16 protein-coding genes are annotated in these 18,433 nt (G+C 69.9%); 11 read left to right on the top strand and 5 right to left on the bottom strand.

The annotated features are described in order from the left end of the window. Positions 1-3: 3 nt before the first annotated feature. The 4 genes from BZF57_RS16710 to BZF57_RS16725 all read right to left on the bottom strand — a co-directional run bounded on the left by BZF57_RS16710 (position 4) and on the right by BZF57_RS16725 (position 7,091). On the bottom strand, positions 4-2,658 hold the full coding sequence (locus BZF57_RS16710; protein ID WP_086740121.1) for a DEAD/DEAH box helicase family protein: 2,655 nt from the start codon (positions 2,656-2,658) through the stop codon (positions 4-6). Between the two features lie 210 nt (positions 2,659-2,868). After that, on the bottom strand, positions 2,869-4,149 hold the full coding sequence (gene tviB / locus BZF57_RS16715; RefSeq protein WP_086740124.1) for a Vi polysaccharide biosynthesis UDP-N-acetylglucosamine C-6 dehydrogenase TviB: 1,281 nt from the start codon (positions 4,147-4,149) through the stop codon (positions 2,869-2,871). A gap of 84 nt (positions 4,150-4,233) precedes the next feature. Further along, the gene (locus tag BZF57_RS16720; RefSeq protein WP_086740126.1) at positions 4,234-6,501 is read right to left on the bottom strand and encodes a molybdopterin-dependent oxidoreductase; all 2,268 of its coding nucleotides are present in this window, start codon (positions 6,499-6,501) and stop codon (positions 4,234-4,236) included. Continuing rightward, the gene (locus tag BZF57_RS16725; protein ID WP_086740129.1) at positions 6,498-7,091 is read right to left on the bottom strand and encodes a TetR/AcrR family transcriptional regulator; all 594 of its coding nucleotides are present in this window, start codon (positions 7,089-7,091) and stop codon (positions 6,498-6,500) included. Before BZF57_RS16725 ends, BZF57_RS16720 begins: the two co-directional genes overlap by 4 nt. A 146-nt stretch (positions 7,092-7,237) precedes the next feature. Here BZF57_RS16725 and BZF57_RS16730 point away from each other — a divergent pair, with 146 nt between their 5' ends. From BZF57_RS16730 to BZF57_RS16750, 5 genes are all read left to right on the top strand, one after another. Then, positions 7,238-8,734 (top strand): helicase HerA domain-containing protein, encoded by a 1,497-nt coding sequence (locus BZF57_RS16730; protein ID WP_086740132.1) that lies wholly within the window; start codon positions 7,238-7,240, stop codon positions 8,732-8,734. A gap of 251 nt (positions 8,735-8,985) precedes the next feature. Further along, positions 8,986-9,402, top strand: a complete 417-nt coding sequence (locus BZF57_RS16735; protein WP_162291033.1) for a helix-turn-helix domain-containing protein — start codon at positions 8,986-8,988, stop codon at positions 9,400-9,402. Then, positions 9,396-10,646: an alginate export family protein gene (locus tag BZF57_RS16740; RefSeq protein WP_086740137.1), complete on the top strand. Its 1,251-nt coding sequence runs from the start codon at positions 9,396-9,398 to the stop codon at positions 10,644-10,646. The genes BZF57_RS16735 and BZF57_RS16740 overlap by 7 nt, the downstream gene beginning before the upstream one ends. Before the next feature lie 32 nt (positions 10,647-10,678). Beyond that, on the top strand, positions 10,679-11,551 hold the full coding sequence (locus tag BZF57_RS16745) for a pirin family protein (RefSeq protein WP_086740139.1): 873 nt from the start codon (positions 10,679-10,681) through the stop codon (positions 11,549-11,551). Positions 11,552-11,555: 4 nt separating this feature from the next. After that, positions 11,556-11,891: a GNAT family N-acetyltransferase gene (locus tag BZF57_RS16750; protein ID WP_206073289.1), complete on the top strand. Its 336-nt coding sequence runs from the start codon at positions 11,556-11,558 to the stop codon at positions 11,889-11,891. A gap of 10 nt (positions 11,892-11,901) precedes the next feature. On the opposite strand, the gene BZF57_RS16755 is transcribed toward BZF57_RS16750, so the two are convergent. Further along, positions 11,902-12,828, bottom strand: a complete 927-nt coding sequence (locus BZF57_RS16755) for a helix-turn-helix transcriptional regulator (protein ID WP_086740143.1) — start codon at positions 12,826-12,828, stop codon at positions 11,902-11,904. Between the two features lie 252 nt (positions 12,829-13,080). On the opposite strand from BZF57_RS16755, the gene BZF57_RS16760 reads away from it, so the two are divergent. The 6 genes from BZF57_RS16760 to BZF57_RS16785 all read left to right on the top strand — a co-directional run bounded on the left by BZF57_RS16760 (position 13,081) and on the right by BZF57_RS16785 (position 18,422). Next, positions 13,081-13,737: a hydrolase gene (locus BZF57_RS16760; RefSeq protein WP_086740145.1), complete on the top strand. Its 657-nt coding sequence runs from the start codon at positions 13,081-13,083 to the stop codon at positions 13,735-13,737. A 149-nt stretch (positions 13,738-13,886) separates the two neighbouring features. Further along, positions 13,887-14,150: a DUF1427 family protein gene (locus BZF57_RS16765; protein WP_086740146.1), complete on the top strand. Its 264-nt coding sequence runs from the start codon at positions 13,887-13,889 to the stop codon at positions 14,148-14,150. 68 nt (positions 14,151-14,218) lie between these two features. Further along, positions 14,219-16,096 carry an amidohydrolase gene (locus BZF57_RS16770; protein WP_420810222.1) on the top strand — a complete coding sequence of 626 codons (1,878 nt, stop codon included), beginning with the start codon at positions 14,219-14,221 and terminating at the stop codon, positions 16,094-16,096. After that, positions 16,093-16,473 carry a DoxX family protein gene (locus BZF57_RS16775; protein WP_086740150.1) on the top strand — a complete coding sequence of 127 codons (381 nt, stop codon included), beginning with the start codon at positions 16,093-16,095 and terminating at the stop codon, positions 16,471-16,473. The genes BZF57_RS16770 and BZF57_RS16775 overlap by 4 nt, the downstream gene beginning before the upstream one ends. Beyond that, positions 16,470-17,132 (top strand): DUF1275 family protein, encoded by a 663-nt coding sequence (locus BZF57_RS16780; protein WP_162291034.1) that lies wholly within the window; start codon positions 16,470-16,472, stop codon positions 17,130-17,132. Before BZF57_RS16775 ends, BZF57_RS16780 begins: the two co-directional genes overlap by 4 nt. 123 nt (positions 17,133-17,255) lie before the next feature. After that, the gene (locus BZF57_RS16785) at positions 17,256-18,422 is read left to right on the top strand and encodes an efflux RND transporter periplasmic adaptor subunit (protein WP_240506026.1); all 1,167 of its coding nucleotides are present in this window, start codon (positions 17,256-17,258) and stop codon (positions 18,420-18,422) included. Positions 18,423-18,433 lie beyond the last annotated feature (11 nt).

Below are 18,433 nucleotides of genomic sequence, written 5' to 3' on the forward strand. Positions count from 1 at the left end.
CCATCAGAGCCACACCGAACGGCGCTCGACCCGGCGCTGGAACCCGGCGGCGAGCGAGGCGGCGCGGGCGCGCAGCAGCAGGCGGCGGCCCTCGGGGGTGAGGGCGAAGACCAGATCGGAGGAGCCGACATTCTCGCGCCACAGCTCGGCAAAGCGCTCGGCGAATTCCTTGCGCGCGGCAAGTGTGGCCGGGACGGCGTGATAGTCCGTACGCCGCTTCCACCCCAGCCACGACCGGCGCACCAGCAGGTAGCGCGGGTTCTGCACCGGGCCGAGGATCTCGGCGAGGCCCTGCATCACATGCCGTTCCGCCGCGCGGCTGACGCCGGTCAGGATCACGTCCTTGCGCCCGTCGAGGCTGGTGCGCACCGCGATGCCCACCCCTTCCAGCTCGAAGCCGCTGATCGCGCCGGCGTCGACCAGCGCCTTGAAGGTGACCCAGGCGACCTGATGGAGCGAACCCTCGAGCGAGCCGTTGCGCCATGCGAGCCGACCGGCCTTGAACAGGCGCGGGAGGCTTGCGAGGGTCGCCGCGCCAGCCAGCCCCAGCGCGATCGTGCCGAGCCCCGCATAGCCGGGCAGGTCGCGCACTGCCTCGGCCGCGGCCATCGCCCCGCTCCCCGCCGCGCTCCAGCCGAGGGCGTGGAGCGTGTCGTACCAGCTGAGCGCGCGCGGGGCATGGGTGGCAGCAGCGGTCTCGCGCACACGGGCGCGGGGCTCGCCCTCGCCCAGCGACACGCGCCAGCGCTCGGCGATGGCGGGGCGGTCGGCGGCGATGGCGAAGGTGCGCGCGTTGTTCGCCGCGAGCCCTGCCGCAGGGTCGATCCCGAGCCGCGCCACCCCGTCCTCGATCAGGGTCGATGCCCCGTTGGCGATCCCCTCGAAGGCCTTGAAGCGCCGGGCGACGACATCGATGTCCGAGACCTCGTCTGCCCCACCGTCCTCCAGAAAGCCCCATTCGAGCGGGCGGGCGACCTGTTCCCACTGCGCGCTCTCGCCGGGGTCGATGGTAGCCAAGTGCCAGATATTCGACACCTTTTCAGGCCGCGCCGGATCGATCCGGATCGCCCGTCCGCGCATCTGGTTCGAGAGCATGAAAGAGGCCGCATTGCTCGCCAGCACCAGTGAATTCAGCGCGGGCGCATCCCACCCCTCGCCCAGCAGCGACTGCGTGCCGACGAGGATGTGGAGATCGCCGCGGGTGAACAGCGCGGTCACCACCCGCACCAGCGCGGCGGAGCCTCCGCTGCGGCACTCCACGCCGACATGGCCGGGGCAGCCGGGCAGCGGAGCGGTGCGGAACGTGTCCGCCGCATAGCCGCACTCCACCGCCACAGCCTGTAGGCTCTCCACCGCGCTCTCGGGCAGGATCACCAGACTTCCCGTCAGCACGCCCAGATGCCGCGCATCGATCGCCTCGCGCCGGAGCACCTCGAAGATCGGCACCACACCGAGCTTGGCGGGAACGAAAGGCGCGTCGGGGCGGGTCGGCAGCTCGCCCGCGCGGATGTGGTCGGACAGGATCACCATTCGCAAATCGTCACCCAGCGCCGCATTTTCCGCTCGGGCGATGGCGGTGATCGAGGCGAGTTTGGCGAGGCTCGCGCTCATCAGCTTGAACACCGCGCGCGTCTGGCCGAGCCGCACGCGCCCGCCCTCGATCAGCCCGTGCTGATGGAGCCGCTCCCGCAGTTCCTTCAACCGCGCCGGATCGAGCGGGAAGACGGCGGCGTGGCGGGCGATGATCCCGTCGAGGAAACGCTCCATCCAGAAGGCCGAAGGCGCGGGCACATCGCGCGCGCGTACCCCCAGCAGCTTCAGCGGCGCGCGGGGCAGATCGTGGCCGGCCGAGGCCAGCAGCACCAGCACCGCCGAGAGCATCTCGGGCGCTTCGAGGATCGCTTCCACGTGCGCCTCGGGGTCGGTCAGCCAGGGGTGCGCGGCGAGCCAGTCGAGCAGGCCCCAGTCCTCGCGCAGGTCCTGCACCAGCGCCGAGACCGCCGCGCGGCGTCGTTCCAAAAGGTCGATGGCATCGGCGGTGGGGGCGGACAGAACGAGGTGATCCTGATGCGGGCACAGGTCGCCGTTGCGCACCAGTTCGGGGATGCCGATCTCCATGTCGATCGGCCCGCACAGCGCCTCGTAGCGCGTCCATTCGGCATGGCCCGCATCATAGGGCGGGGTCGCGGTGAGCGCGACGACATGCGCGCCTTCCAGCGAATTTATCAATTCATCCAGACACTTCCACCACTCGCGCCGCAGGTGGTGCGCCTCGTCCAGCACCAGCGTGAGCGGCCCGAGCGCGCCGAGCCGCGCCACGAGCGCCGCCATGTCCTCGCCCCGCCTGAGGCTGTCGAGAGCCTGATAGGTGGTCAGCGTCAGCGCCGCCGGCTGGGCCAGATCACGCGACACCGCGCCGCCTTGTGGGGGCCTCTCGAGGAACAGCGGGCAGAGCCGCTGCTCCCACTGGTCGCGGATCGCGATGGTCGGGGCGAAGACGAGCGCGGGGCGGCCGAGGCGGCGGACAATCTCGAGGCCGAGCACCGTCTTGCCCGCTCCGGGCGCGGCGACGACGTGGAGGCGGCGGTCATCGAGATGGCGGTCCATCTCCTCCAGCACGCGGGCCTGATAGTCGCGCCATACCCCGGTGAAGTTCATGTCCCCCAGCACGCCTGCCGGACTAGCAGCCGCGATTCCCCCGCGCCAGCGGCCGCTGCGCAATGTTTCACGGGAAACATCGCGACGAGAGGGGTCTGGAGGGGGTCTAGGAGGGGTCTGGAGGGGGTCTGAGTGGCGCTGGCACCGCGCGAACAGTCTGCGAAAGCCCGCTGAACCGGGGGTGCCTTGGCCGCCCCCGATCCCCGCCGGTCAGAGCCTGAGGTCGCTCTCGCTGCGGTCGAACACGCTCTTCAGATCGAAGAACACGCTCTCGCTGCGGCCAAAGCTGCGAATGGCTGCCGCGCCGCCTGCGCGGAACGCCTCGTGCGCCACTGCGAGGATCACGCCGTCATAGACGCCCCGCTCCGGCGCACTCACCAGATCGAGCCCGTATTCGCGCCGCGCCTCGGCCGGATCGACCAGCGGATCGTGGACGTCCACCAGCGCGCCATAGTCGCGCAGTTCGGCCACCACATCGACCACGCGGGTGTTGCGCAGATCGGGGCAGTTTTCCTTAAAGGCGAGCCCCAGCACCAGGATCCGCGCGCCGCCCACGTGGATGCGCCGCCGCAGCATCGCCTTGACCAGCGCCTGCGCCGCATAGGCCCCCATCCCGTCGTTGATCCGCCGCCCGGCCAGGATCACGTCGGGGTGATAGCCCAGCGCCTCGGCCTTGTGGGTGAGGTAATAGGGATCGACCCCGATGCAGTGCCCGCCGACCAGCCCGGGGCGGAAGGGCAGGAAGTTCCACTTGGTCCCCGCCGCCGCGAGCACCGCTCCGGTATCGATCCCCATGCGCTCGAAGATGATGGCGAGCTCGTTCACCAGCGCGATGTTGAGATCGCGCTGGGTGTTCTCGATCACCTTGGCGGCTTCGGCGACACGGATGCTCTCGGCCCGGTAAGTGCCTGCGGTGATGATCTCGCCATAGAGCGCATCGACCGCCGCGGCGGCCTCGGGCGTCGAGCCCGAGGTGACCTTGAGGATCGTGGTCAGCCGGTGCGCCTTGTCGCCCGGATTGATGCGTTCGGGGCTGTAACCGCAGAAGAAATCGACATTGTAGGTGAGGCCCGAGAACTTCTCGAGCAGCGGCACACAGTCCTCCTCGGTGGCACCGGGATAGACCGTGCTTTCATAGATCACGATCGCCCCCTTGCGCATCGCCCGGCCCACGGTCTCGGTCGCGCGCAGCAGCGGGCCGAGATCGGGGCGCTTGTGCGCGTCGATGGGCGTCGGGACGGTGACGATGAAAATCCCCGCTTCGGTCAGATCGGCAGGATCGCTCGAAAGCCGAAGATGGCGCGCGGCGGCCAGCTCTTCCGGCGCAACTTCGAGGGTGCGGTCATGCCCGGCGGACAGTTCGGCGATGCGGCCCGCGTCGATATCGAAGCCGATCACCGCGCGGTGCTTGCCGAACTCGGCCGCGAGCGGCAGGCCGACATAGCCAAGGCCGATAACGGCGATCACGGGGGCGGCAGCTTCATTCGTCACGGCGGGTCTTCCGGCAGGCAGGGTCTTGGCCGCCCGCCTTAGCCGCGCAAGTCCTAAGGAACCCGAAACCGACTGCCGACGCCCCTAGCCCACCGGTTCGAGCCGCGCGGGCACATATTTGTGCCAGGGCGTCCCCACCACCGGATCGCGCCAGCGGTAGTCGGTGAGCTCATTCAATGCGACCCCGTGGCGGCGCACCGTCCCGTCGGCGCCCGTCACGTCGAGGCCAAGCCCGTTGGGGAGCGATACGTGCCCGCGGCGGCTGCCCTCGTGCAGTTCGACCACGGTGCGCGTGCGCCCGCGGGTGGTGACGACATCGACCGGAGCGCCCTCGGCCAGCCCCAGCCCGGCGGCATCATCGGGGTGGATGCGCAGCGTGCTCTCGAGCTCGCCCTTCCTCAGCCAGTCAGGATTGCGGATCGAGGTGTTGCTGGTCTCGGTCCGCCGCTCGCCGGCCGAAAGGATGAAGGGATAATCGGGATCGCGCGGGGGGCCTTCGGGGTCGAGGCCCACCAGAAGCTCGAGCATCTCGGGGATGTGGAGGTTGATCTGCTGGCCCGGGCTGCGCAGGCGCTTCCAGCTGTCCTCGGCGTCCTGCCGCGCGAAGACCACGCCCGAGGGGGACGCCATGATCGCCTCGAACAGGCGGTTGCCGGCAAGCTGGCCTTCGAACCCGGCGCGCGCGGCTTCCTCGGGGAAGCTGCTGACAAAGAGCTGCGCCACGCCCCACACGCCCGCGGCATTGCCCATCCCCTCGGGCAGCACCGGCCCGAGTGCACGGTAGAGCAGCGCCGAGGCGACCGGCATCAATGCGGGATTTGCGCCGATGGTCTGCATGAAGGCCATCGCAAGAGTGTCGAGGCTCTTTTCCGCCGCCGCGCGCAAAGGAGCGACCTCGGCCTCGCCGAAAGCGCCCAGCGCCTCGCACAGCGCGGCATGGATCGCCCCTTCCTCGCGCGTGCCTTCACGCGGGGGGAACAGCGGGCGGCGCAGGTGGAAGGCGTTGGCCTCTGCCTCGAAGTTGAAGAAGCTCGCCTCGGCCTTCTCGAACTGGCTGCTGGCGGGGAGGACATAGTCGGCCGAGCGCGCGGTCTCGGTCATGGCGACGTCGATCACCACGCTGACATCGAGCGCGCGCAGCGCCTCGCGCATCCGGTTGCTGTCTGCGAGTGAATGCACCGGATTGGCGCTCTCGACGATCATCGCGCGGAAGCGGTGGGGGTGATCGGTGAGGATTTCCTCGGTGATCGCGTTGCAGGGGATGAGGCCCATGATGACGGGAAAGCCGGTGACGGGGGAACGGCGGAAGTTGCGCTCGCCTGAGGTCTTGCTCGCCGAACCGCCGCCGCCAGCGCCCAGCGGCCGGAAGGGTATGAAGGCATAGCTCGTCCCCTTGCGTCCGAAAGCACCGGTGAGGCCGATCAGCAGGCGGTGGAGATAGGAGCCGAGCGTCGAATGGACGCCCATCTGCATGCCGAGATCTTCCATCGAAGCGAGCGTCTTGGCGGCCGCCATGCGCCTTGCGGCGGCGCGCAGCAGGTCTTCCTCGACCCCGCAAACCTGCGCGAACTGGCTCACCGGAATGCGCGCGAGGGCGTCCAGAACCGGATCGGCGTTGGACACGTGGCTCGCCATCCAGTCGCTGTTGGCGAGGCCCTCCTGCACCAGGATCGCCGCGAGCGCGCCGAGGCACCAGGCGTCGGTGCCGGGGCGGATCGCGAGGTGGAAATCGGCCATCGCCGCGGTCTCGGAGCGGCGCGGGTCGATCACGATCATCGCGCGGCCCGGGTCCGCCGCGATCTCGCGCAGCACCAGCCGCGCACGGGGGAAGCCGTGCGATTGCCACGGGTTCTTGCCGATGAAGAGCGCGACCTCGGCGTGCTCGAAATCATGGTGAATCCCGCAGCCGAACATGCGCGCCTGCACCCAGGCCTCGCCGGTCTTCTCCTGCGCGAGGGCATTGGAGCGGTAGCGCACGCCGAGCGCGGCGAGCGTGCTCTGGGCGTAGACGCCGGGCAGGTGGTTCCCCTGTGCGCCGCCGCCGTAATAGAAGATGCTCTCGCCCCCGTGGGCGTCGCGCACCGCGGCGAGTTTGGCCGCGATTTCGGTGATGGCGGTGTCCCAGTCGATCGCCTCGTAAGTGCCGTCGGCGCGGCGGCGCATCGGGGAGGAGAGGCGGTCGCGGCCCTGCTGGTAGGCGTCCATCCGCTGCGCCTTCTCGCACAGATAGCCCTGGCTGACGGGGTGGTTCTTGTCGGCCCGCACGCGGGTGATGTGTGCGCCCTCGGTCTGGACCTCGATCCCGCAATTCAACGAGCAGATCAGGCAGGCGGTGGGTTTCCAGTCGCTCATCGGGGGTCTCCTTCCTTCATGGCATAGGCATCGGCGAGCGTGCCGGCGGCATCGCGGCAGGCGCGCAGGATCGCATCGGACAGCGCCGGATCGGGCACCGCGCGGGCGAGCGCGAGGCCGCCCATCGCCAGCGCGGCGAGCGCCAGTTCCTCTGACGGGGGCGCGGCGTCTTGCGGATTGTCGCCATCGGTGACGATCCCGGCTAGCAGCGACTGGAACGCCTCGCGCACCGGCATGCCGGCGCGCGGCGCCTCGCTCAGCAGCGCGGCGAGCGGGCAGCCGCTCTCGGGCGCATCGCGGTGGGTGCGCGAGAGGTAGCTGCGGGCGCGCAGCTTGCGGCGCTCGGCGCGCGAAAGGCCGGGCGGGGTCGCGGGCAGGCGCGCCGCACGCTCGGCCAGCGCGGCTTCGAGCGCGGCGACATCGAGCGCCTCCTTGCTCGGGAAATGCACATAGAAGCCCCCGTGGGTGAGCCCCAGATCGCGCATCAGGCGCTGCACGCCGTTGCCCGCCAGCCCTTCGGACCGCAGGCGTTTCGCCGCCAGATCGAGGATCGCGGCGCGGGTTTCGGCCTTCTTCGCGGCACGGGTCATGCGGAGTCTCCTTGAGGCTCCGGAGAGTTTCACATTACATCTATCATGTCAATTTGCGACGGGCGGCGCCGCGGTGCGGCTCGAATCGCTGGAAAACTCCGCCCCTCCCTTTGCGCCGCCGCGCGAGGCTGCCTAATCCCGTCGGCGTGACAGCCACCATCGACATCGGACGCGGGCCTGACGGGGCATCGATCGGCATGGACCTTGCCGAGCTCCTCGCCACGCGCCTGCTGGTGCAGGGCAATTCGGGCTCGGGCAAATCGCACCTGCTGCGCCGCCTGCTCGAGGAATGCGCGGGCCAAGTGCAGCAGATCGTGATCGATCCCGAAGGCGATTTCGTCACCCTCGCCGATGCTTTCGGGCATGTGGTGATCGACGCCGGGGCCTATTCCCCGCGCGAGATCGAGGAGCTGGCCGCGCGCGTCCGGCAGCATCGCGCCTCGGTGGTGCTGGCGCTCGACGAGCTGGAGGTCGAGCAGCAGATCCGCTGCGCCGCGCTGTTCCTCACGGCGCTGTTCGATGCCCCGCGCGAGCACTGGTATCCCGCTCTCGTGGTGGTCGACGAGGCGCAGATGTTCGCCCCTGCCGCGGCGGGCGAGATGAACGACGACACCCGCCGCATGACCCTGTCGGCGATGACCAACCTCATGTGCCGCGGGCGCAAGCGTGGCCTCGCCGGGATCGTCGCCACCCAGCGGCTTGCCAAGCTCGCCAAGAATGTCGCGGCGGAAGCCAGCAACTTCCTGATGGGACGCACTTTTCTCGACATCGACATGCAGCGCGCCGCAGACCTGCTCGGCATGGACCGGCGGCAGGCGGAGCGCATCCGCGATTTGCAGCGCGGGCAGTTCCTCGGGCTTGGCCCCGCCATCAGCCGCCGTCCGGTGGCGGTCAATGTCGGCGCGGTGCGGACCTCGGGGCGCGGCGGGGCGCAGGCGCTGATCCCGCTCCCGCAGGCCGAGGAAGGCGCGATGGAGGCGCTGCTGACCGACCGTCTGGCCGAGGCCGCGAGCGCGCCGCAGCCCGTCCGCCGCGCCCCGCCGCCCCCTGCCCCGCGCGCCGATCTGGAGGAAGCGATCGCGCTCCCCCGCGTGCTGCCGGAGGTCAAGCCTACAGCGCCGCTCCCCGAGCCCGTCGCGGAAACGCCCCGCCCCGCCCCCGCCACCCCGCCCGCGCCGGAACCGGGCAGCGGCGGAACACTCGAGGAAATCGTCCGCGAGATCGCGCTGGCCGAGGGCGCCTCCTACCGCCCCGCCGCGACCCTGTTCCGCGATTTCGCGATCCGCTGCCGCCAGCGCGCCATCGCCTCGGCCCATGTCGACCTCGCCCGCTTTCGGCGGATGTTCGCCTTTGCAATCAGCGGCTTGGACCAGCTTGGCGAGGCCGCTCAGAGCGCCATTGCCGGCGCTGCCGAGGGCGTGGAGGACGATCTCCTCGCCCCCTATCTCGCCATCCTCATTGCCGCACATACGGGCTCGGCCATGCCTGACGAGGAGGAACTGGGCCGCCTCTACGGCAGCGCCTCGCCCAGCCGGGTGCGGCGGCTGCTCGAGCATCTCGAACGGCAGGGCCGGATCGTGGTGCGCGAGGATTTCGGGGGCGAGCGTTCGATCACCGTGCCGATGATCCCCGCCGCCGCCTGACCGCGCGATGTTTCACGCAAAACATCGCGCAGCCGGGGGTCTGGAGGGGGTCTAGGCGCGTCTGGCAGGGGTCTGAGGGGGATCTGGCCCCCGCGAACCCGCCGCGAGACCCCGCCTGTCCCGCCCCTGACCCGCGCGCGCCTTTAGCCGCAAGCCCGGCCCTGCCGCAGCAATTGCTGCACAGCATCGCCCCCCGTGCCTCGTCTAGACCTGTCCGCGAACGGATGGAGGGACAGACGAGGAGAATGTCGATGCACGCACCGATCCGCCCCGCCGCCGCCGCCTTCGCGCTGCGCCCGCCGCCCGCGCGCCGCCGTGCCGGGCTCCAGCCGCGCCACCTAGCCGCGATCGACCACTTCATCGACAGCCATATCGAGAGCACGCTGCGGATCGACGATCTCGCAGGGCTCGCCGGCCTCTCGCGGTTCCACTTCCTGCGCTGCTTCAAGCGCGCCACCGGATCGAGCCCGCTGCAATATGTCCTCGCCCGCCGCGTCGCCCGCGCGCAGACATTGCTGGCGACGCGCGAGGGCAGCATCGCCGAGGTCGCCTATGCCGCGGGCTTTTCCTCGCAGAGCCACCTCAACGCGATGTTCAAGCGCCATGTCGGCATGACCCCGGGAGCCTATCGCCGCGCGCTCGCCACGCCGCGGCTGGCGGAGTGCTGAGCGCCGCGCTGGCGCTCGCCGCCGAAGCGCCCCCACGACCTGATCCCCCGCCTCCCCCCGACCCGCCCGCCATCACTGTCTCGGGCGAGGTGCGCGAGCGGGTGACGTGGCAATCCGCCATCGGTTTCGATGCGGATGATCCCGACGCGGGCCTCGTCTGGACGCAGCGCATCGCGCTCGCCGCCGATGCCGATCTGGCCCCCGTGATCCGCGCCCGCGCCGCGCTGGTGAGCGCGCTGATCCAAGGCGGCGACGAGACCTCGCCGGTCGAGCGCAATGTGCTCGACCTTCAGGAGGCCTTCGTCGAACTCGGCCCGCGCGAGGCTTTCGTGCGGCTCGGGCGGCAGGAAATCCGCTTGGGCTCGCAGCGCCTTGTCGCGATGCGCGACGGGACGACCGTGCGCCGCACACGGGACGGCGCGCGCGGGCACGCGGCGCTCGGCAAGCTGGAGCTCGACGCCTTCGCATTGAGGCTGGTGGCGGTGCGGCCCGAGGGCGTGTTCAACGATGGCCGCAACGAGGGGCGCGATCTGGCGGGCGTGCAGGCGAGCTTCCCCACGCCGCTCGGGAAAATCGAGGCCTATTGGCTGCGCACAACGCAGGACAATCGTCCCACCATCGAAGGCACCGCCGACGAACGCCGCCATTCATGGGGCCTGCGCGCGGCGGGCGAGGCGCGCGGGTGGTTCTGGGACTGGGAGGCGGTCTTCCAGACCGGCCGCTTCGGCACTGCCACGATCCGCGCATGGACGCTCGCCACCAAGACCGGATACCGCTGGGAAAGCCGCGCGTGGAAGCCCGAAGTCATGCTCTCGGCCAACATCGCCTCGGGCGACGGCGCGCGCGGTGACGGGCGGCTGGCGACCTTCAGCGCGCTCTATCCCAATGCGAGCTATTTCTCCGAGGATGCGGTGCTGGGGCCGGCGAACTTCTTCAACCTGCACCCTTATGTGACCGTGCATCCGCGCGAGGACCTCAGCCTCGGCCTCGATTTCAACCTGTTCTGGCGGCTGAAGCGGACAGACGGGGTCTATACGCCCCAAGGCGGGCTGCTGCGCGCGCCCGGCAACGCGCGCGCCCGCTTCGTCGATGCCGCGCTGTCGGGCGTGGCCGAATGGGCGCCGCGCGAAGGGCTGCTCCTCAGCCTCGTCTTCACCCATTCGCGCCCGCAGGACTTCATCCGGGCGAGTGGCCCTGCCGATCCGTCAGATTTCGTCGAAGCGACGCTGCAATTCACCTTCTGAGCCGCTAGTCTCGTCGCCAAGGAGCTTTTACCATGATCGAACGCATCATCACCAAGCGCATCCACGACCTCGGCGGCGGGTTCACCGTGGGCCGCGTGCTGCCGTTCCACGCGCGGCGGATGGTGGGGCCCTATATCTTCTTCGACCATATCGGCCCGGTGGAGCTGGCCCCCGGCATCCCGAAGAGCCTCGACGTGCGCCCCCATCCTCATATCGGGCTGGCGACCGTGACCTATCTCTATGACGGCGCGATCACGCACCGCGACAGTCTGGGCGTGCATCAGGACATCCATCCGGGCGAGGTCAACTGGATGATCGCCGGCAAGGGCATCACCCATTCGGAGCGCTTCGAGCACGCGCGGCTCCACGGCGCGCTGATGCACGGGATCCAGGCGTGGGTGGCGCTACCCGAGGCCTTCGAGGAGGCTGACCCCGCCTTCTCGCACCACGCCGATCTGCCCGCATGGAACGAGGCCGGTGTAAGCGGGCGGCTGATCGCGGGCGAGATGGAGGGGATGCGCGCAGGCACCCCGGTGCATTCGCCGCAGTTCTATGCCCACTGGCAGATGGCGGCGGGCGCGCGGCGGGTGCTGCCTGCGGAATATCCCGAGCGCGCGGTGTTCGTCGCTTCCGGTGTCGCCGAGGTCGCGGGCGAGCGGATCGAAGCGGGATCGATGGCGGTGCTCGCGCCCGGCGGCGATGTGCCGGTGGTGGCCGGGACCGAGGCGACCGTCATGGTGCTCGGCGGGGAGCCGGTGGGCGAGCGCTTCATGTTCTGGAACTTCGTCCACTCGCGCAAGGACCGGATCGAGCAGGCGGCGGAGGACTGGCGGCAGGGGCGCTTCCTGCTGCCGCCCGACGACGATGGCGAATTCACCCCCTTGCCCGAATTCAAGGGGTTCTAGGGCCGTGAGCGAGATCACCATCCGCATCGAAGATCGCGGCCAGGCCAAAGGGAAAAGGGGCCGCTACATCGCCACCGTCGAGGGCCGCGAGGGGGAGGCCTACATCGCCTTCACCCACCGTGAAGAGGGCGTGATCAGCGCCGATCACACCATCGCACCCGACAGCCTCAAAGGGAGCGGCGCGGCCTTGGCGCTGGTCGAATATCTGGTCGCCGACGCGCGGGCGCGGGGGTTCCGGATTATCCCGATCTGCCCCTATGTCCGCGCGCAGTATCGCAAGCATCCCGAATGGACCGACGCCTTCACCGTCCCGCCCGAATGGGAGCCGGACGCAGGCTGACAGCCAGCGCCTATTGCACCGCCTCGCGGAAGGCCGAGGGCGTGCAGCCGAAATGCCCGCGGAACACGCGCCCGAAGCCCTGCGGACTGTCATAGCCCACCGCCAGCGCGACCTCGATCACGCTCAGCTGCGGCTGGCGCAGCAGCGCGCAGGCGAGCTCCATCCGCCGCAGGAACTGCCAGCGGTGCGGCGAGCAGCCGAGCGAGCGGGTGAAGGCGCGCTGGAGGTGGAATTCGGACATCCCGCAATGCTCGGCGAGCGCCTTCAGGCCCTTGGGATTGCCGATGCCGTCCATCAGGAAGGCGGTCGCCTTGCGCACCATTGCCGGGCTGAGCCCGCCGGTGACGCGCAGGCCCGTCTTGCGCGCCGAACCGCCCGCGCGTTGCAGTGCGAGGATGATCGTCACCAGCACCGAATCCTGAAGCAGCACGCCCGTCTTGCCCTCGAAGGCCAGCGCCTGCCCGAGCTGCGGCATCAGTCCGGCGAGGAAGGGATCGTCGAACCCGCCGGCATAGAGCGGCTCGAGCTCGTCATCGGCGCGAAAGCCGTGGCGGCCGAGCAGCTCGCGCACCTCGCTCATCGGCACCGCGAGCAGGCGCGCGACATGGCGGTTCTCGACCGCGAAGGCCGAGGGCGCGCGCGCCGGGCTGAGGAAGAAGGGGGTGGTCGCGCTCTGGAACGCAAAGCGTCCCGCGCCGAAATCGATCGCTGCCGCGACCGGATCGCCGAGGATCGTGCACATCACCAGATCGTCGGTGCCGCTGGTGGTGTAATCGCCCGCGGGCTGGTCGACCAGCAGCGCGCTCGCCCCGAAGCTGCCGACCTGCGCCACGTCGCGCACGAACTGGCCGTGCTCGCCTTTGACATAGCTGTCGGAAAAGTGGAGCCCGCGCCCCGGGCCGGACGGGCGGGAAAAGCGGGGTGGCTCAATCGTCATCGTCGCGAACCCGGATGGTGCCGGGACGGAGGAGACCTCCGGTTCCGGCGGTTGCAAGGCGGGTGACGATCCCGGTCACGGATTTGCAGCTTATTGCGCTTTGGCGGCCGCGCAAGGCCCGCGTGCCGCCCTCGCCTCTGCCCCCTGCGCTTGACCGCAATTTCGGTCCAGTCTGCGCAAGACCTGCGGCGCGGGGCGGGCGCGGGCGCAATAGGATGGCGGCAACACCCACCCCTGTCAGAGGACATCCCCATGCCCACCGCCTCCGCCACTCCCGGCGCCTCGCTGCTCGCGCCGTCCGATCACCTGCTGATCATGATCGACCACCAGTCGCAGATGAGCTTCGCGACCAAGTCGATCGACGCGATCATGCTGCGCAACAACGCCGCGCTCGTCAGCAATGCCGCGCGGATTTTCGGCGTTTCGACGATCCTCACCACGGTCGCCGAGAAGTCCTTCTCCGGCCCGATCTATGACGAGATCAAGCGCGAGTTTCCCGGCGCGCCGATCATCGACCGCACGACGATGAACTGCTGGGAGGACGAGAACGTCATCGCCGCGGTCAACGCGTCGGCCAAGGGCCGCATCGTGCTCGCCGGGCTGTGGACCAGCGTGTGCATCGTCGGCCCGGCGATCTCGGCGCTTGATCAGGGCTTCGATGTCTATGTCATCGCCGATGCCTGCGGCGACGTCAGCGACGAGGCGCACGAACGCGCGATGGAGCGCATGGTGCAGGCCGGCGCGCGGCCCATCACCTCGCTGCAATACATGCTCGAACTCCAGCGCGACTGGGCGCGGGCCGCAACCTACGAAGCGGTCACCGGCACGGCCAAGATCTACGGCGGGGCCTACGGGCTCGGCATCATCTACGCCAAATCGATCCTCGGCGCGGACGCGCACGAGGGCTGAGGCACCGAGCTTGCGGGAGCGGTCCCGACCCGTTCCCGCCGGCTGCCGCCGGTCTTGCGCGGCCCCGCAAGGCCAGCGGCACACGGGCCGGCCGCATGTCCCCAGGGCGGCCGGCCCCATCTTTCCTTCGCAAGCAGGAGCCGCGCGCGATGAAGCCCTATCTTGCCGCCCTTGGCGCCGGCCTGCTGGTCGGGATCGTCTACAGCCTGCTCAATGTGCGTTCCCCCGCCCCGCCGGTGATCGCGCTGGTCGGCCTGCTCGGCATCCTGCTGGGGGAGCAGATCGTCCCGTTTGCCAAGCGGGTGTGGCACGGCCAGCCTGACGTCGTCGCCGAAACGCGGGCCGACTGTGCCGAGCATATCCTCGGCCCGCTCCCTGCCCGCTCCGGCCTCAGGCAAGAGCAGGACGCATGATCGACCGCCGCACCGCCAGCGCAGGGATCGCGCTCGCCGGACTTGCCCCGCTGTTCAAGGGATCGCCGATGCACGCCGCCACGACCACGCCCGACACGATCCTCGTGAATGGCAAGTTCACCACCCTCGACCGCGCCAATCCCGCACCCGAGGCGGTGGCGATCACCGGAAACCGCTTTGCCGCGGTCGGAACGCGCGCGGAGGTGATGGCGCTGGCCGGGCCGGACACGAAAGTGATCGACCTCGGCGGGCGGCGGGTGATCCCGGGCCTTGCCGACAATCACATCCACGTGATCCGCGGCGGTTTGAACTTCAACATGGAGCTGCGCTGGGACGGGCTCACCAGCCTGTCGGACGCGATGGCGATGCTGCGCGCGCAGGTGGCCCGCACCCCCGCCCCGCAATGGGTGCGCGTGGTCGGCGGCTTTTCCGAGCACCAGTTCGCCGAAAAGCGCCTGCCGACACTGGACGAGATCAACGCCGCCGCGCCCGACACGCCGGTCTTCATTCTCCACCTCTACGACCGCGCGCTACTGAACGCGGCTGCCCTGCGCGCGGTGGGCTATACCAAGGACACGCCCGATCCTCCCGGCGGCACGATCCAGCGCGACGCCAGCGGCAACCCGACCGGGCTGCTGATCGCCTCGCCCAATGCGGGCATCCTCTATTCGACGCTGGCGAAGGGGCCGAAGCTGCCCTTCGACTACCAGCTCAATTCCACCCGCCACTTCATGCGCGACCTCAACCGGCTCGGGGTGACGAGCGTGATCGACGCAGGCGGCGGCTTCCAGAACTATCCCGACGATTACGCCGTAATCCAGAAGCTCCACGACGACGGCCAACTGACGATCCGCATCGCCTACAACCTCTTCACCCAGAAGGCGGGCGAGGAGAAGGAGGACTTCCTGCGCTGGACCTCGACGGCGAAATACCATCAGGGCGACGACTATTTCCGCCTCAACGGCGCGGGCGAGATGCTGGTCTTCTCGGCCGCGGATTTCGAGGATTTCCGGATGCCGCGCCCGGATATGCCCGCGAACATGGAGGGCGACCTTGAGGGCGTCATCCGCATCCTCGCGCAGAACCGCTGGCCGTGGCGGCTGCATGCCACCTATGACGAGACCATCACCCGCGCGCTCGACGTGTTCGAAAAGGTCAACCGCGACATACCCTTGGACGGCATCCACTGGTTCTTCGACCATGCCGAGACGATCAGCGAACGCTCGATCGACCGCGTCGCAGCCTTGGGCGGCGGAATCGCGTTCCAGCACCGCATGGCCTATCAGGGCGAATATTTTGTCGAACGCTATGGCGCGCGTGCGGCCGAGGCGACGCCGCCCTTCAAGCGGGTGCTGGAGGCGGAAGTGAAGACCTCGGCGGGGACGGACGCGACCCGCGTCGCTTCCTATGACCCCTGGGTTTCGCTGAGCTGGCTCGTCACCGGCAAGACCCTGGGCGGCACCGGGCTCTATCCGCAAAGGAACCTCCTCGACCGCGAGACCGCATTGCGGATGTGGACCGAGAACACCACCTGGTTCTCGAACGAGGAGGGCCGCAAGGGCCGGATCGAAGCCGGGATGCTCGCCGATCTTGCCGTGCTCGACCGTGATTACTTCGCCGTACCGGGGGACGAGATCCGCCAGATCACCTCGGTGCTCACCATCGTCGATGGCAAGCTGGTCTATGGCGCGCAAGGTTTCGAGGGCCTCGCCCCGCCCCTTCCCCCCGCCATGCCCGACTGGTCGCCGGTGAGCACCTTCGGCGGCTACAACAAGGCCGCGCCCGATGCGGCGGCGCTGGCGAAGGTCGCGGCGGCTTCCTGCGGCTGCGCGACGGCCTGCGGCGTCCACGGGCACGAACACGCGAAGAGCTGGGGCGCGGGGCTGCCGGTGGGCGATCTCAAGAGCTTCTGGGGCGCGCTCGGCTGCGCGTGCTGGGCGGTATGAGCGGCGCGGCTCTGCTGCTCGCGCGCCTCGCGCTCGCCTCGCCCTTCCTGTTCAGCGGGGTGACCAAGGCGTCGGACTTCGCCGGAGCCACCGCCGAGGTGCGGGGTCTGACGGGGTTCGAGCCTGCCGCGCCCCTCGCGATGCTGGTGATCGCGGTGCAGCTCGGCGGATCGGCGCTGCTGCTGGCGCGGGGCCGCGCAGTATGGCTCGGCGCGGCACTGCTGGCCGGCTTCACCCTCGCCGCGACGCTGCTGGCGCATAACTTCTGGGCCAAGCCCGAGGGCGCGTGGCTTCGCGATGCGACCACCTTCTTCGAGCACATGGGGCTGATGGCCGGCCTCGGCCTTGCCGCATGGATAGCGGGGCGCGCAACTTGAACGAGGCTCCCGCGCCCTCCGCCTCCCCCGCCCTGCCGCTGGTCGCGGTGCTGCTCGCTTTCCTGTCTGGCTTCGTCGACACCGCCGCCTTCATCCACATGAAGGGGCTGTTCGTTGCCCATGTCACCGGCAACTTCGTGCTGCTGGGCGCGGCGCTGGCGAGCGGCGAAGCCATAGCCGGCAAGGGGCCCGAGGTGCTGCAACTCGCCGCGCTCCCCGTCTTCTTCCTCGCCGCGATGCTGACCGGAGCGCTGGGCGCGCGCCTGCCGCGCATCCTGTGGAGCGCCGCGCTGCTGATGCTCGCCGTCGCGGGGGCGAGCGCATGGCTCGGCACGGGGCCGTGGGACGCGGCGAGCGCCGTGGTGCTGATCGCGGCGATGGGCATGCTCAACGCCGCGCACCGCTTGAACCCCGCGATGGGCCCGCCCTTTGCGGTGATGACCGGCAATGTCGCCGCCCTCGCGATCCGCACCGCGCAGATCGTGCACCTCGCCCCCGCCGCACCCGCCAGCGGAGCCGAGGGCAAGATGCTGCGCGCGGTGATCGCCTTTGCCGCGGGCTGCGCGGGCGGCGCGCTGACGCAGGCGTGGCTCGGCCTTGCCGCGGTCGGCATTCCGGCGCTGCTGTTGGTCGCCGCGCTGCTCATCAAGCGTGGCTGACCCCCCGCGCTTGCGCCCGCTGCACCGATCTTGCGGCAAAGCGACGGGCCGATGCGCGCGCCCTCGAACTGTCTTTAATATCATGCATTGTGGCAAATGATGCGAAAGACACGATCCCTCCTCGTGGCTGCGGCGCTGCTGGCTGCGGCCGCCTGTTCCCAGCCGACTCCGCCCGCCCCGCCCCCGCCGACCGTCGCGGTGGCGGCGCCGCTCGAACGCAGCATCACCGACTGGGACGACTATGTCGGCCGGTTCGAGGCGATCGACGATGTCGAGGTCGTCCCGCGCGTGTCGGGCAACGTCACCCGCATCGCCTTCCGCGAGGGGCTGGCGGTGGGCAAGGGCCAGGTGCTCTACGAAATCGACCCGCGCCCGTTCCGCGCCGCACTTGCCCAGGCCGAGGCCGAAGTCGCGCGCGCCCGCGCCAATGCCGCCGTCGCTCGCAGCGAACTCGCCCGGGCCGAAACGCTGCTGCCCGACAACGCGATCAGCAAGGAGCTCTACGACCAGAAGGCCGCCGCCGCGAAGGCAGCCGATGCCGCGCTCGCCGCCGCGCGCGCGACCGCCGAGACCCGGCGGCTCGATCTGAGCTTCACGCAGGTGCGCGCGCCGGTGGCGGGCCGCGTCTCGGACCGCCGCGCCTCGCTTGGCGACTACGTGACCGCCGGGCAGACCGTGCTCACCCGCGTGGTCTCGGTCGATCCGATCTGGTTCACCTTCGACGGGGCCGAGAGCTTCTACCTCAAGTATATCCGCCAGGACGCCAAGGGCGAACGCCAGTCCTCGCGCTATGCGCCCAACCCGGTCGAGATTCAGCTCGCCGACGAGGACAGCTATCGCTGGCGCGGGCGGATGGTGTTCGTCGACAACGCACTCGACCCGCGTTCGGGCACGATCAAGGCGCGCGCCGAGGTTTCCAACCCCGACGGTTTCCTCGTCCCCGGCCTGTTCGGACGCGCGCGGCTGCTCGGCTCGGGCGCCTACAAGGGCCTGCTGGTGCCCGACGAGGCGGTCATCACCGACCAGACCCGCCGCGCGGTGTTCGTGCTGGGCAAGGACAACAAGGTCGAGATGCGCAACGTCGAACTCGGGCCGATGGTCGAAGGCCTGCGCGTGGTGAGGAGCGGCATCAAGCCGGGCGACAAGGTGGTGCTCGATGGCCTCGCGCGGCTCCAGCCGGGAGCCGTGGTGACCCCCAAGGCGGGCACGATCAAGCCGCGCGCCAAGAACGCTGCGCCGGTCGCGCTGCCGGTCTCCGCCCCGCCGCCCGCCGAAGCCAAGTCGCAGTAAGGCGGGGGGCG

The organism is Erythrobacter colymbi, assembly GCF_002155685.1.
In the GTDB taxonomy this organism is placed as follows: Bacteria; Pseudomonadota; Alphaproteobacteria; order Sphingomonadales; family Sphingomonadaceae; genus Erythrobacter; species Erythrobacter colymbi.